We start from the raw sequence: 13,900 nt of genomic DNA, 5'->3' as shown, positions 1-13,900 counted from the left end.
AATGGCAGATACCGATTACAGCATTGACCTGCGAACGCGATCGCCATTCTGGGCGCGAATGGCTTCCATCCTGACAGGTGGTCGCCTCGTAACACCTGACAGCGGTTCGCAGATGGCAGGTACATCAGCACACGGCGTGGTTGGCGAGTCTGTGGTTACTGACGAACGTAACATGCAGATAAGTACCGTGTGGGCCTGCATTAGACTGATTTCCACCGTGACGGCATCTTTGCCGCTGGATGTGTTCGAAACCGTTAAAGATCAGCGGCAGAAAGTCGGAAACGATAATCCTCTGGCCCGTCTCCTGCGTTTCCGTCCCAACAACTTTATGACGGCGCTTGAGTTTCGCGAAGCCATGACGATGCAACTCTGTGCATATGGCAACGCTTATGCTCACATTGAGAGAAACAGCGTTGGTGATGTGATCAGCATGGTTCCGCTGATGAGCGCCAATATGGATGTACGCCTGAGTGATAACGGCAAAAACGTCATCTATCGCTACAAGCGAGATTCCGAATACGCTGACTTCAAGCCGAAAGAAATTTTTCATCTGAAAGGATTTGGGTTTAACGGGCTGGTGGGCCTGTCACCGCTGGCATTCAGCGCCAAATCTGCAGGCGTGGCAATTGCCATGGAGGACAACCAGCGCGAGTTCTTCGCCAACGGTGCTAAGTCTCCTCAGATTTTGATGACAGATGGCAAGGTGCTTACCAAAGAACAGCGTGGCCAACTGGAAGAAAACTTCAAAGAGATCGCTGGTGGCCCGGTTAAAAAGCGTCTATGGATACTGGAAAGCGGCTTCACCACTCAGGCAATCGGCATCTCGCCTCAGGATGCACAGATGCTAGAAGCCCGTAAGTTTCAGGTGGCAGAACTGGCGCGATTTTATGGCGTTCCACCTCACCTAGTGGGTGATGTTGAGAAAACCACCTCATGGGGCAGCGGTATTGAACAACAGAACCTTGGGTTCCTTCAGTACACGCTGAAGCCTTATCTGGATCGCTGGGAATACAGCATTGAGCGCTGGCTGGTTAAGGAATCTGAGCAAGGCAAGCTTCACGCCGAGCATAATTTAGATGGCCTGCTGCGCGGTGATTCAGCCAGCCGCGCCACGTTCATGCAGACCATGGTGAACACCGGCATTCGTACAGTTAATGAAGTCCGAAGACTGGATAACCTGCCACCTCTTCCCGGTGGCGATGTCGCCACGCGGCAATCTCAAAACATCCCGATCACTGACCTCGGAACAAACGACAAGCCCCGCACTGACGGGGCTTAATTTTTTATGGGGGCTTCAATGCCGGACATTCAGAAAACGCTGTCCTTTAATCAGGCAGAAATTAAGTTTGCAGGCGATGGCAGTCAGGGGATTTTTGAAGGTTACGCCTCTGTGTTTAACAACACAGATTCGGACGGAGACATCATCCTACCTGGCGCTTTCAAAAACACGCTTGCTACGCAAAGCCGCAAGGTAGCGATGTTTTTCAATCACCGCACATTTGAAGTGCCGGTAGGTAAATGGGAAACACTGGAAGAGGATGAAAAGGGCCTTTATGTGAAAGGTCAGTTAACTCCGGGCCTGAGTGCTTCCTCTGATCTGAAAGCAGCCATGCAGCACGGTACCGTTGAAGGCATGTCGGTCGGTTTTTCAGTATCTAAAGACGACTACAGCATTGGTACCACCGGGATGATCTTCAAGAACATCTCTTATCTTCGGGAAATCAGCGTTTGCACCTTCCCGGCCAACGAACTCGCTGGCGTTTCCGCCATGAAGAGTATCGAAACCATCAAAACTATTCGAGACGCAGAAGCTTTCCTGAGGGATTCAGCAGGGCTTTCGCGTGCAGAAGCACAGGCATTTCTTGCCAGTGTTAAGTCCGCAGGTCGGAGTGAGTCCGGTAGCGGCGACATTGACGCGCTTGCACAGCGCATAACTTCCTTTGCCGCTAATCTGCGGAACGCATAACGGAGCATTACATGTCTGAATTAGCCACTCTCGAAAAAGCGATTGAAAATTCACAGAAAGAAGTGAAGCAACTCATCGAAGAGCAGCGTAAGTCTATTGCCGAAAACGGCCAGGTAAACCAGCAACTTCAGGCTGACCTGACCAAGGCGCAGGATGAGCTGAAAACCACCGGTACCCGCCTGTTTGACCTAGAACAGAAGCTTGCAGGTAATTCCCCGGATCAGACTGCTCAGAAGTCTTTTGCTGAGCGTGTATCTGAAGACCTGATTAAAGGCTGGGATGGCACCCGCACCAAAGCGAAAGTGACCAGCTTTGATAAGGCTATCGGTTCTGGCTCCACCTCTGCAGGTGCATTGGTTCAGCCACAGCAGGTGCCGGGCATCCTCATGCCGGGTCTTCGCCGCCTGACTGTACGTGACCTGCTGGCTCAGGGTCGTATCACCAGTAACTCACTGGAATACGTACGTGAAAACGTGTTTACCAACGCCGCGGCTCCTGTACCTGAAGGAACCCTGAAGCCTGAGAGCAACATCACCTTCACCAAAGAAACGGCGAACGTAAAAACCATCGCCCACTGGCTTCAGGCTTCCCGTCAGATTATGGACGATGCGCCAGCGCTTCAGTCATATATCAATGCTCGCATGATGTATGGTCTGGCTCTGGTGGAAGAAAACCAGATGCTGAATGGTGACGGCACTGGCGATAACCTTCAGGGCCTGAACGTAGTGGCGAATGACTACGAGAGTACGCTGAATGCTACAGGTGATACGAGCGCTGACGTTCTGGCACACGCAATATACCAGGTGTCGCTCAGTGAGTTTGAAGCTGATGGCATCATCCTCAACCCGGCAGACTGGCACCGCATCGCTCTGTTGAAAGACGCCAACGGCAACTACATTCTGGGCGGTCCTCAGGCGTTCGCTTCAAAAGTTCTGTGGGGGCTGCCTGTAGTTTCGACCACTGCGCAGACAGCGGGTCAGTTCACTGTTGGTGCGTTCGGTCTGGCCTCGCAGGTATGGGATCGTATGGATGCCACCATTGAGATCAGCAACCAGGACCGCGACAACTTCGTCAAAAACATGTTGACCATCCTGTGTGAAGAGCGTCTGGCTCTGGCGCACTATCGTCCCGCAGCTATCGTGACCGGCTCTGTAGCGGTTGCATCTGGCTCATAACTGAAAGGCGCGGTCAGCAATGGCCGCGATTATCGATATGAAAATTAAAGCACTCCGCATGTTCTCGCATTATCACCTTGGCACTGTCTCTCAGGGCGAAGTCAAAGTGGTAAAAAAAGAAATCGGTGAGGCTCTGGTCGGATTGAGCCTAGCTGAAGCAGTGGAAGAAGAATCGACCGATGATTCGGCCTCTAAATCCGCTAAGAAAGGGGGTAAGGGTGGAACTAAGTCCAGCACAGATGGAGCTGATAAAGAAGCATCTGAGAGTTGATGGCAGTGATGAAGACGACCTGATTGCAGGCTATGCGCAGTCATCAGTCGATTTTGTTGAGCATTACTGCGACGGCACTCTGGTTGTTGAACTCTCCGCTCCCGTTGAAAATGAAGAACCTCCTCGTGAGGTTCTTTTTTCTCCCGGTATCTGGCAGGCGATGCTGCTGCTCATCGGTCAGTATTATGCGAACCGTGAAGCGAGCGGACAGAGTCAGGATGAAATCCCGTTTGGCGTGGAGGCGTTGTTATACCGACACCGTAAGTGGCACTGATGGCGTGCTCAGGATGCCAGAAGCGCCGCGAATGGTTAAAGAGAATGGTGGAACTCGCTAATGAAAGAATTACAGGAAAGCCATCTGGCGACCACTCTGGAGAAACTGGCAGAGAGCCTTCATCAGGTAGCGGAAGGGATGAAAGCGCAGACCGAATCGATAAATCGGCTGGCTGAGTCAAATGAGGCGCTTGCCGCCTTGGTTTATCAGGCAATGATTGATGAATCTGATCCCGATATGCCAGCACCAACGTATCTTAGCGGGGCAGCTAAGGGGTAACTATGCAGGCTGGAAAATTACGCCACCGAGTCTCGCTTCAGGAGCCAGTAAAAACCCAAAATCCCTCTACGGGCGCAGTCGTCAACTCATGGCAGGAAGTAACAAAGCTGTGGGCTGAAGTTGCGCCGCTTTCGGCGAGAGAGTTTGTGGCAGCACAGGCGACCCAGAGTCAGGTCACAACGCGCATCACCATCCGTTTTCGCAGTGATGTAACAGCCAAACACCGCATCGTTTACGGCGGTAAGATTTTCAACATAGAAGGCGTACTGGCTGACGACAAAAGCGGGCGTGATTATCTGACACTGCCTTGCTCGGAGGGAGTTAACGATGGCTGATGGTGTTGATTTCACCCTTACTGGCATGGATTCCTTACTCGGCAAACTGGATGAAATCAGCGATGACCTCCGCCGTAAGGGTGGAAGAGCAGCTTTACGCCGCGCGGGGAATGTCATCGTTGATAAAGCCAAGGCTAATGCCCGCCAACTGGATGACACCTCAACAGGCAGAAGCATTGCCGATAACGTTGCGCTTCGCTGGAACGGCAGGCTGTTTAAGCAAACAGGCAACCTTGGCTTTCGCATTGGCGTAGCGCATGGCGCGGTTCTGCAGAAACACCCTGACAAAAGTGCGAATGCTCCCACACCTCACTGGCGACTACTTGAATTCGGCACCGAGAAGATGAAAGCGCAGCCTTTCATGCGTCCGGCTGCTGAAAGCAGTATTGACCAGGTAGTGACGACATTTGGCACTGAGTACGAACTGGCAATTGACCGGGCAATTAAACGCGCCCGTAAGAAAGGGCATTCACCGTGATAGCACCTATTTTTCCTGTTTGCAGCGCCAGTCCTGAAGTTAATTCACTGATTGGTGGTGACAGCCTGCGCCTGTATCCGTTTGGTCAGCAGGATGATGATGTCAACTATCCCTACGCGGTATGGCAAAACATTAACGGTGAACCTGAGAATTATCTGGGCCAGCGTCCCGATGCCGACTCATTCACGCTGCAGGTGGATGTTTATGCCGATACCCCTGATGAAGCGATTGCTGTCGCTGCAGCGCTACGCGATGCGATTGAGTCACACGCTTACATCACCCGATGGGGAGATCAAACCCGAGATAACGAAACTAAGCGGTACCGCTATTCATTTGATGTCGACTGGATAGTCCCGCGATAACTGAATTATTCACCCACCGGCCATGTGCCGGTTTTTTTATGACCGGAGATAACCATGTCTGTATTGACGCAAGGCACGCAGCTTTTCGTGCTCGCCAGTGGCGCGGTGAGCGAAGTGGAATGCATCACTGCATTCTCACCGGGTAGCAGCCCAGCCGACCAGATTGAAGATACCTGTCTTTCTGAAAAGTTTGACCGTACTTATAAGCGCGGTCTGCGTACTCCCGGAGCAGCCTCACTGACACTGAACGCTGATCCAAAAAATACCAGCCACGTAATGCTTTATAACTTGTCAATTTCTGATGATGAAGGTGATCAAGACCTTACATTCGCCATAGGTTGGGCTGATGGTACCGCATCACCCACTGCTGCTGCAGAAGGCGCAAGTGGTGCTGTTGATGGCCTGGTGCTTCCCGACAGCCGCACCTGGTTTGTTTTCAAAGGCTACGTCTCCGACTTCCCGTTTGATTTCGCGGCCAACACCGTAGTTTCTTCTTCCGCATCTATCCAGCGTTCCGGCTCTGCAGTATGGGTGCCAAAAGCAGTTGCATAATTCAATGGGGCTTAACGGCCCCAAATAAGAGACCATCTTATGAAGTTAACCTTAGAGTCACTGAAAACAGCAGGCGCATTCACCGGGCGTCCAGTTGAGAAAGAAATTAGCTGGAAGCAGGGCGGTGAAGAGATCAAAGCAACAGTCTTTGTACGTCCTATGGGATATCACGCAGCAACTTCTGACGTATTAGCAACTGTTGGTAAAGTAGATGGTGTTGCTGGTCGTATTGCGGCCTCAATTTGTGATGAGGATGGTAAGCCTGTATTTACGCCAGCCGACATTACTGGAGAGGCTGATCCTGACAGAGGCGCATTAGATGGTGCGCTTACCGTAGCGCTACTTGTAGCAATTCAGCAGGTCAATGATCTGGGAAAGAGTTCAAACTCAGTGAAGAAGACGAATTCTGGTGCGAGCTAGTCTTAAATGGCATTGGTGGAAGAACGATAGCTGAGGCCAGAGAAAATCTAAGCTATCGTGAATTCCAATTATGGGCTCGCTACCGCAACCGCGTTGGCAGTTTCAATACAATGATGCGCACTGAGTGGGCGGCAGGATTAATGGCAAGCACCATCGCTAATGTAAACAGGGCCAAAAATTCCCCACCATTCAACATTACTGACTTCACGCCACATTTCAGCGAGAAACCCTCATCAACCAATCCGATCTCTCTAAATGAAGCGATGAAAACTTGGGCATGACGGTTTAAAAATCAGAAAAATAATTTAAGATTCCTCTGAACATTTAATAGGGACTTAATATGAAGCGATTTTTTTTGATTTTGGCATCACTACTCATGCTTTCTGGTTGTGCCAACAGAATTGACTATAACCAAAAGTCACTCGATCTATCTTTGGGTATGTCTAAACAGTCAGTACAGACGGTAATGGGACAGCCTCGCAGAACAGACGTTAATCAGGATCGTGAACGTTGGATTTATTGGAACCCGGTCATGGTTGGTTTTACACCTGTCGATAACGAGCAGTTGGCTCAAGACAGGCTGGTTGTGACCTTCGTTAATGGGAAGGTCACGAAGTGGGGTAAGCAGACCTTGTCTGACGACATAATGGAAAATACCCAAAAGATTTATCAGCAGGGTGTAAAGGCATATACGCCGCCGCCCACCCCGAACTGATTAACTCATTAAACCTCGCTACGGCGGGGTTTTTTATTGCCCGGAGTTTTTATGGCCAGCAAGTCACTCGGCACACTGACTATTGATTTGATCGCCAAAGTGGGCGGCTTCGTTTCTGGGATGGATAAGGCTCAGCGCGCTTCTTCCGACTGGGCAAAGCAAGTGCAAAAAGATGCGGCCGCAAGCGCTTCGGGTCTTCTTGCTGCAGGTGCAGCGGTGCAGACTCTGGCAATTACTGCAGGCACAGCAGGTTTTGCATTACTGAAGTCAACTTCTGAGCAGATTAACGCCACTGATCAGTGGGCAAAATCGCTGAAAATGTCCACGCAAGAATTGCTGGCATGGCAGTTTGCCGCAGAAAAGGCAGGTGTCGCCGGTGACAACATGGCAGACATCTTCAAAGACCTCAGCGACAAGATTGGTGATGCTGTTCTTAATAAGTCTGGTGAAGCAGTTGATGCGCTTAATTCACTCGGATTATCGGCAGAGAAACTATCCAAGGTATCACCTGATAAGCAGATGTTGGCTATCGGCGAAGCCTTAGGGAAGATTGGCACCAACGCAGGCAAAGTAACCATCCTTGAAAGCCTGGGTAATGATCTCTCCAAGCTATTACCACTGTTCGACAACAACAACGCAAAGCTGAACCAGTTCATCCAACTGGCAAAAGATTATGGTGTTGCGCCAGACCCGCAGTCGATTGACGACCTGATTAAGGTGAATGACCTTTTTCAGGATATGGAAGCGCAGGTTAAAGGCCTGAAAATGGAGATTTCGGCAGGTCTCGCTCACGTTGACCTTAGCCCGCTGAATAATTCGCTTTCAGATATCCATGACGTTCTTACCGATCCTCAGGTACTTCAAGGGATAGCAAATCTCGTTAGCGAAGTTGCACAACTTGCTGGGTGGTTGATTAAAGCGGCTGCTGGCGCAGGTAAGCTTGCAGAGTCATCAGGTAACAGAATGGCTGCGCTGGGTAATCGCGTAGACATGAATAATCCAGACCAGATTCAGTCCCGAATTGATTACCTTAGCAGCACAATCAAGGATCGTGGCGATGGTATGTATGACGGGAGCCAGACGTTCCTCGGCTGGATACTTGGCAAAGATGATAGCGTTAAGGCTGTGTCTGATGAAATCTCAGGCCTAACTGAACGCCTCGCGCAGCTAAAAAAGCAATCTAACAATATTCAGGTGCCAGACAACATTAATAGCGGCACGGCATCTTCATTACTGGATTTTGGACTGGCCCCCGGCGAGACAAACGGCAAGCCCACAAAACCAAAAAAAGACACTGATGCCGCCAAGCTTCAGTCTGCATTTAAAGCAACTGAGCGCAGCTATATGCGCCAGATTGAATTAATCGACACCACAGGTAAGAAAGTAAATGTGGTGACGGAGCAGCAGAAGCTTCAGTTCGATATTGCCGACGGCAAGTTGGAGGGGTTAAACGAGACGCAGAAAAAGCGGCTTGAATCCCTTGCAATTGAAATTGACCGCTTGAATGCACTGAAAAAAGCTAATCAAGATAATGCGAAAGTCGCTGCATTCGTAGCAAATCTAAAGGCTGGCAATGATAACGCACGTTCTGATTTAAGCGTTGAAACGCAGGGTGCTGGCCTTGGCGACACTCAGCGTGATCGCCTGAAAGAAATGCTGAACATCCAGAAAGAGTTTTTGGATAAGCAGCGTGATCTCCAAAGCCAGTATCAGTCAGGTGATATTTCTAAATCACTTTACGATCAGGAGACTGAGGCACTTCAAAAGGCATTAGATGAGCGGTTGGAAATTCAGAAGGATTTTTATAAGTCATCTGACGAGCAAAGGGATGATTGGTCCGATGGCATTAGTAATTCACTGGCTAATTTCGTAGATGAGTCATCGAATTATTATCAGCAGGCTGGCGATGCCATGACCTCAATTCTGGGCGGGGCAACTGACTCAATTGCTGAAAATCTTGAAGGGCTGATCTATGGGACAGAATCACTTGGTGATGTGTTCAAAAACGTTTTTTCAGACCTTGGTAAAACAGTCATTGAAACGTTGGTGAAAATGGCTGCTCAGTGGCTGGTATATCAGGCTGTTCAGCTGGTGGTAGGCAAGACCGGGCAAGCGTCAGCAGCATCCATGATGACTGCTAATGCTCAGGCTATGTCACTAATGGCTCAGATCAGTGCCTTTGCTTCCACTGCTGCAATCCCAATTATTGGACCTGCATTGGCTCCTGCTGCTATGGCTACAGCAGCAGCCGTTACAGAACCGCTGGTGGCCGCTGTTTCAGCCTCATCTCTACTCGGTATGGCTCATGATGGTTTAGATGCTGTTCCCGAAACAGGCACCTGGCTTCTGCAAAAAGGCGAGCGTGTCACCACGGCACAAACGAGCGCTAAGCTCGACGCCACACTTGATCGTGTTGCAAATCAATCAACCGGGCCAAGCGTATACAGCCCTCAAATAAGTATCCCCATCAATGGAAATCCATCTGACTCAACTATTGAGTTAGTGAGAAAAGCGGCTGATGAAGGAGCTAAGCGGGGATATCAAATGGCTGTCAATTCAGTTGCGTCTGGTCAGGGCAATCTTCACAAGGCTTTGATGACAAATACCAATGCGGGGAGGAAGGTAAGATAATGCCCAAGCAAACTGACTTGAGTTATCCGCATGAATATCTGAGCTTACCTCTTCAGGACGGGTATGGCTTCCAGCCAATAAGCCCATTACTGAGAACTCAGTTATCTTCCGGGAGAGCCAGACAAAGACGCCAGTACACATCAGTTCCTACTCAGGCCAAGGTGGTCTGGATGTTTGATAACGATGCTCAGTGCCAACTTTATGAGGTGTGGTACCGGGATGTTATTTCAGATGGTGCGGCTTGGTTCAATATGAAGCTTCGCACTCCTCTGGGAATCGAAGTTTATGTGTGCAGATTTGTCGATATCTATGAAGGCCCAACGCTTCAGAGCGGTAACTACTGGCAATACTCAGCAACCTTGGAACTCTGGGAAAGGCCAATACTTCCTCCAGGCTGGGGGGAATTCCCTGATTTGGTTGTTAACCAGAGCATTATTGATTTGGCTATGAACAGGGAGTGGCCCGAAGCATGACTGTACTTGACCGGCTTTATGCTTCATCGGGCGAGGAGGTGATCATTGATACCCTTCAAATCGATGTTGGCGAGCAGACATTCTGGCTGACGAAGGGATTCGATGATATCACTGCGACGCTTGAGGATGGCTCTACTGTTACCTTTATTGCTTGCGGTATCGACCTTGCCCTGCCAGCCAGAAATTCCGACGGCACTCAGGATCTGAAATTCGCCATCAGCAACATCACCGGCATAGTTTCGACCGCTATCCGCAAGGCTTTGCCGGTAATTGAAAGCTCTCAACTGACCTGCCGCTGCTTCACCTCGGATGACCTTAGCGCACCGGCAGAACGCCCGTTCTCGCTCATCATCAAATCAGGCTACTGGACCTCTACGCAGGTGCAGATAACCGCTGGTTACATGAATGTGCTCGATACGGCGTGGCCACGTTATCGATACACCCTCAACTTCTTCCCCGGTCTACGTTACATCGCCTGAGGTTTTTCAATGCTCAACATCGATAGATACCTTTCTGTCATCTGGCAGATGGGCGGTCGCGTGTTTCCGGTGCTCGACTGCTACGGGCTAGTCCATGAAGTTCGGCGTGATCTCGGCCTGTCAGAATGGCCGGCTTTCGAGGGTGTGATCAAAGAGGGGGATAAGATGCACGCTGCCTGCACTGGATTTCGTGAAAATGTCACTCAATGCGAGGCAACGGAAGGCGCTGTGGCGGCGTGCTACCGGGGGAAGATGATTATTCACCTCGGTATCGTCGTGCGCCTCAACGGGCTTTTGCACGTCATTGAATCTAACCCAAAGAAAAACGTAACCATCCTTCCCTTACGGCGTTTTGAGCGGCAATACGCGCGCGTGGAGTATTACCAGTGACGATCCGCATTTATCCATCCCGGCTACCGAGTGAGCCACTCGAAACGCATGAGCATGATCAGCTCACTATTGAGCGCTGGCTTTATGAGAACGTGACCGGGTTTCGAACCGATATTGCTCAGCCAATCACTATCGACGTTGATGGGATTGGCCTGGCGCCAGAGCGATGGGGCAAGTTTGTGATCACCCCAGACAGTAATGTTTGCATCTATCCGGTACCGGGCGAGGGCGTGTCAGCCGCAACCCTGATTGCATGGGCCGCTGTGGCGATCGCGGCGGCAGCTGCGGCTTACTCCATTTACATGGTAAGCACGCTGGATACTGGCAGCTCCAGTCAGGCCACTGGCGATTCTCTCGACCTGAACCCAGCAAAAGCCAACAACGTCAGTTTGGGCGACCCGATCCGTGAGGTATTCGGTAAATACCGCGTCTATCCAGATTACGTGGTTCAGCCAATTTCGCGCTTTGATGCCGATGATCCGGAAGTGTTTCGCACCAGCATGCTTCTTTGCATCGGCGTTGGTAACTTCAACATCCCTGCGTCAGGCATACGCATTGGCGCTACGCCGATTGCAAGTTTTGGCAGTGATGTGAGTTACACCATCTACGCACCTGGTGCCACAGTGTCTGCCGATTCCCGCTCAGAAAACTGGTGGTCATCAACTGAGGTTGGTGGTACCGCGAGCGGTTCCGGTCTGGATACCAACTCAACAGCGCCCGGCAGCGTATATGTCAACTCAGACGCCATTCTGTTTGATGGCAACACAATTACTCTGATTGGCGTAACGGAAGAGAACGGCGACGATGACGACGATGTCAGCGTACCAACTTCATGGGTTGAAGGCACCGTTCTGACGGTGGTTGCGCCAGACAGTTATGTGATCAGCAATGCGAACGGTTATAACGTCATCTATGGTGATTTCACCGAGTTGGTGCCTGTGGTAGGCATGCCGATAACGCTGACCTACAACGACAACAGTTATGACTTGTTCATCGCATCCTATACCGAAGAAGTTGAACCGGTACCCGGTGTAGGCGGCAGTGCTGCAAGCATCACGGCTAATGCTGCGCCATCGACTTACGATTTCACGACAAGCAGCTATACGTTCACTATCACTTGGCAGGGTTTCACATACACGGTGAACCTTGTCACCAATTACGTGAATATGAGTGGCCTTATAGAGGCGATTACCGATGCGCTTACTGGTTCTGGTCTGGTGGCGATCGACAGCTCCGGCAAGGTGGTGATTCAGGAGAAAAGCAGCCCTTATAGCGGTGACACCATCGTTAACTCTACGCTGCCAGTAGCAGTGTTTGGCGACAGCCCGGTTAACGCTCCCGGCACAGCATCGAGCGGGGGCGCGGCAGGCGTACAGGCTCACATCACCCTGGCTTACACCTCGGCTACAGGAAAGGCTTTTACTGGTATTCCGACTGGTACCGAAAGGCTTTCCATCATGTATGGTGCAGGGCAATTCATCATTACCGCGGTCGATGACACCACAATCAGTGTAGGTAGGTTGTTGGCCACAGATGATGGTTCAACCACTGTCGATCCCTCTTGGCCCGGATTTAACAGCCGCACGATACTGGACGCCTCGGTCTCAGGCGATAACGATGCCGAGAACTGGTTGGGCCCATTCCTGGCTTGCCCGGACGGCGAAACCACGACGGTTATCGAAAATAACTTCATCTTCCCTAACGGACACATCCAGTACAAAAACAACGGGGATGGTCAGTCCCATACCGTTCGCTGTCTGGTTCAGTACCGAAATGCATCCACTGGCGGCGCATGGAGTCAGGTAACTTATGACTTCAAAGGGAAGACGGCTAACGGCCATGGATACACAAAGCGAATCAGCGGGCTCACAGATGCGCAGTATGAAGTTCGTGTTCGCCGTACCACTAAAATCGGTGGGTCAAAAACGGTCAACAACCTTTACTGGCAGGCAATGCGCTCTCGGCTGGCTAAGCGTCCTACGTCTTACGCAGGTGTCACCACCATTGCGCTGACAGTCAGAACGGGGAACAGGCTTGCCAGCCAGTCCGATCGCCGCGTCAATGTGGAGGCAACCCGGCTTTATGATGGCTATCCGTCACGATCTATCAGTGGCGCGCTGATGCACACCATGACCAGCCTGGGCATGGACAACATCGACACCGAAACAATCACTGCGCTGGAGAGCACTTACTGGACGCCACGCGGGGAGACATTCGATTTCGAGGCCAACGACAGCAGCACCTCTGCACTGGATATTCTGCAGAAGATAACCAACGCAGGAATGGGGTACTTCTTGTTGTCTGACGGGCTGGCATCTGCTGGGCGTGAGGGCATTAAAGCATGGACTGGCGTAATAACCCCTCAGGAAACCACTGAGGCGCTGCAAACTGCGTTCTCGGTACCGTCTCAGGATGATTACGATGGTGTGGATGTGACCTACATCAACGGCACCACGTGGGCAGAGGAGACTGTGCAATGCCGCATGGAGGGCAACCCGACGCCATCAAAGGTGGAAAGTTACACACTGGATGGCGTTTTGGATCAGGACAGGGCTTATCGCATCGGCATGCGCCGCCTGATGAAGTATCAAAATCAGCGCCTGACGCACACAACCAGCACCGAGATGGATGCGCTTTGCTACAACTACATGGACCGGTTGGTGCTGACCGATGACATACCGGGCAACGACACCATAAGTTGCCTGGTGGTTGATGCTTCGCTTAATGGCTCAGTACTGACGCTGGAAGTGAGCGAACCGCTTGACTGGACATTCAGCAACCCTCGCGTGTTCTTGCGTCTGCAAGATGGAACGGCAACGCAATTACTGACACCAACGCGTGTAGATGATTACACCCTGACGCTGCCACTGGTCAGTGTGCTTAATTATGACGAGTGGATAATGGATGATCCGGCAGTAGAGCCACCGCGCCTGATTTTCTGTTCATCCTCGCGTCATGGTTATGACGCCATCGTCGCAGAAATATCTCCCCAATCTGACGGCACCTGTCAGGTTACCGCCTCCGAATACCAGGATGCATTTTACGCTTACGATGACGCCAATTACCCCGGCGACGTAGCCTGAATTTATAACCCGCCTCG

At 51.1% G+C, this 13,900-nt stretch carries 18 protein-coding genes; all 18 read left to right on the top strand.

The genetic code is table 11. The features are described 5' to 3' along the window. Position 1 precedes the first annotated feature (1 nt). Genes AC1MDE_RS18225 through AC1MDE_RS18140 form a run of 18 tightly spaced genes read left to right on the top strand, consistent with a single transcriptional unit; the run spans position 2 to position 13,883 of the window. The gene (locus tag AC1MDE_RS18225; RefSeq protein ID WP_480344936.1) at positions 2-1,279 is read left to right on the top strand and encodes a phage portal protein; all 1,278 of its coding nucleotides are present in this window, start codon (positions 2-4) and stop codon (positions 1,277-1,279) included. Positions 1,280-1,297: 18 nt separating this feature from the next. After that, complete coding sequence (locus tag AC1MDE_RS18220) at positions 1,298-1,966, top strand: HK97 family phage prohead protease (RefSeq protein ID WP_480344935.1); 669 nt, start codon at positions 1,298-1,300, stop codon at positions 1,964-1,966. 11 nt (positions 1,967-1,977) lie between these two features. After that, positions 1,978-3,141: a phage major capsid protein gene (locus tag AC1MDE_RS18215; RefSeq protein ID WP_479400833.1), complete on the top strand. Its 1,164-nt coding sequence runs from the start codon at positions 1,978-1,980 to the stop codon at positions 3,139-3,141. Between the two features lie 19 nt (positions 3,142-3,160). Then, positions 3,161-3,412, top strand: a complete 252-nt coding sequence (locus tag AC1MDE_RS18210) for a hypothetical protein (RefSeq protein ID WP_479400834.1) — start codon at positions 3,161-3,163, stop codon at positions 3,410-3,412. Next, a complete protein-coding gene (locus AC1MDE_RS18205) occupies positions 3,360-3,686 on the top strand; it encodes a head-tail connector protein (RefSeq protein WP_479400835.1) in 327 nt (108 codons plus the stop codon). The genes AC1MDE_RS18210 and AC1MDE_RS18205 overlap by 53 nt, the downstream gene beginning before the upstream one ends. Before the next feature lie 60 nt (positions 3,687-3,746). Further along, on the top strand, positions 3,747-3,965 hold the full coding sequence (locus AC1MDE_RS18200; RefSeq protein ID WP_480344934.1) for a hypothetical protein: 219 nt from the start codon (positions 3,747-3,749) through the stop codon (positions 3,963-3,965). Between the two features lie 2 nt (positions 3,966-3,967). Beyond that, positions 3,968-4,300: a phage head closure protein gene (locus AC1MDE_RS18195; RefSeq protein WP_479400837.1), complete on the top strand. Its 333-nt coding sequence runs from the start codon at positions 3,968-3,970 to the stop codon at positions 4,298-4,300. Continuing rightward, positions 4,293-4,778, top strand: coding sequence for an HK97-gp10 family putative phage morphogenesis protein (locus AC1MDE_RS18190; RefSeq protein WP_480344933.1), 486 nt, complete (start codon positions 4,293-4,295; stop codon positions 4,776-4,778). Before AC1MDE_RS18195 ends, AC1MDE_RS18190 begins: the two co-directional genes overlap by 8 nt. Next, the gene (locus tag AC1MDE_RS18185; RefSeq protein ID WP_480344932.1) at positions 4,775-5,140 is read left to right on the top strand and encodes a DUF3168 domain-containing protein; all 366 of its coding nucleotides are present in this window, start codon (positions 4,775-4,777) and stop codon (positions 5,138-5,140) included. The genes AC1MDE_RS18190 and AC1MDE_RS18185 overlap by 4 nt, the downstream gene beginning before the upstream one ends. A gap of 54 nt (positions 5,141-5,194) precedes the next feature. Then, complete coding sequence (locus tag AC1MDE_RS18180; protein ID WP_479400840.1) at positions 5,195-5,692, top strand: phage tail tube protein; 498 nt, start codon at positions 5,195-5,197, stop codon at positions 5,690-5,692. A gap of 39 nt (positions 5,693-5,731) precedes the next feature. Beyond that, positions 5,732-6,112: a phage tail assembly chaperone family protein, TAC gene (locus AC1MDE_RS18175; protein ID WP_479400841.1), complete on the top strand. Its 381-nt coding sequence runs from the start codon at positions 5,732-5,734 to the stop codon at positions 6,110-6,112. Positions 6,113-6,123: 11 nt separating this feature from the next. Further along, the gene (locus AC1MDE_RS18170; RefSeq protein WP_480344968.1) at positions 6,124-6,393 is read left to right on the top strand and encodes a phage tail assembly protein T; all 270 of its coding nucleotides are present in this window, start codon (positions 6,124-6,126) and stop codon (positions 6,391-6,393) included. 59 nt (positions 6,394-6,452) lie between these two features. Beyond that, positions 6,453-6,827: an outer membrane protein assembly factor BamE domain-containing protein gene (gene bamE / locus AC1MDE_RS18165; protein WP_480344931.1), complete on the top strand. Its 375-nt coding sequence runs from the start codon at positions 6,453-6,455 to the stop codon at positions 6,825-6,827. Between the two features lie 51 nt (positions 6,828-6,878). Beyond that, positions 6,879-9,458 carry a phage tail tape measure protein gene (locus AC1MDE_RS18160; protein ID WP_480344930.1) on the top strand — a complete coding sequence of 860 codons (2,580 nt, stop codon included), beginning with the start codon at positions 6,879-6,881 and terminating at the stop codon, positions 9,456-9,458. Beyond that, the gene (locus tag AC1MDE_RS18155; protein WP_480344929.1) at positions 9,458-9,931 is read left to right on the top strand and encodes a hypothetical protein; all 474 of its coding nucleotides are present in this window, start codon (positions 9,458-9,460) and stop codon (positions 9,929-9,931) included. The genes AC1MDE_RS18160 and AC1MDE_RS18155 overlap by 1 nt, the downstream gene beginning before the upstream one ends. Next, entirely contained in the window at positions 9,928-10,410 is a 483-nt protein-coding gene (locus AC1MDE_RS18150; protein ID WP_480344928.1) for a DUF1833 family protein, read from the top strand. Before AC1MDE_RS18155 ends, AC1MDE_RS18150 begins: the two co-directional genes overlap by 4 nt. 9 nt (positions 10,411-10,419) lie before the next feature. Further along, positions 10,420-10,800: a nitrite transporter gene (locus AC1MDE_RS18145; RefSeq protein ID WP_480344927.1), complete on the top strand. Its 381-nt coding sequence runs from the start codon at positions 10,420-10,422 to the stop codon at positions 10,798-10,800. Beyond that, a complete protein-coding gene (locus AC1MDE_RS18140; protein ID WP_480344926.1) occupies positions 10,797-13,883 on the top strand; it encodes a host specificity factor TipJ family phage tail protein in 3,087 nt (1,028 codons plus the stop codon). Before AC1MDE_RS18145 ends, AC1MDE_RS18140 begins: the two co-directional genes overlap by 4 nt. Positions 13,884-13,900: the final 17 nt, after the last annotated feature.

The organism is Pantoea folii (assembly GCF_056678875.1).
Note: the sequence above shows the minus strand (reverse complement) of the source record. Positions and strands in the feature narration are given on the sequence as shown.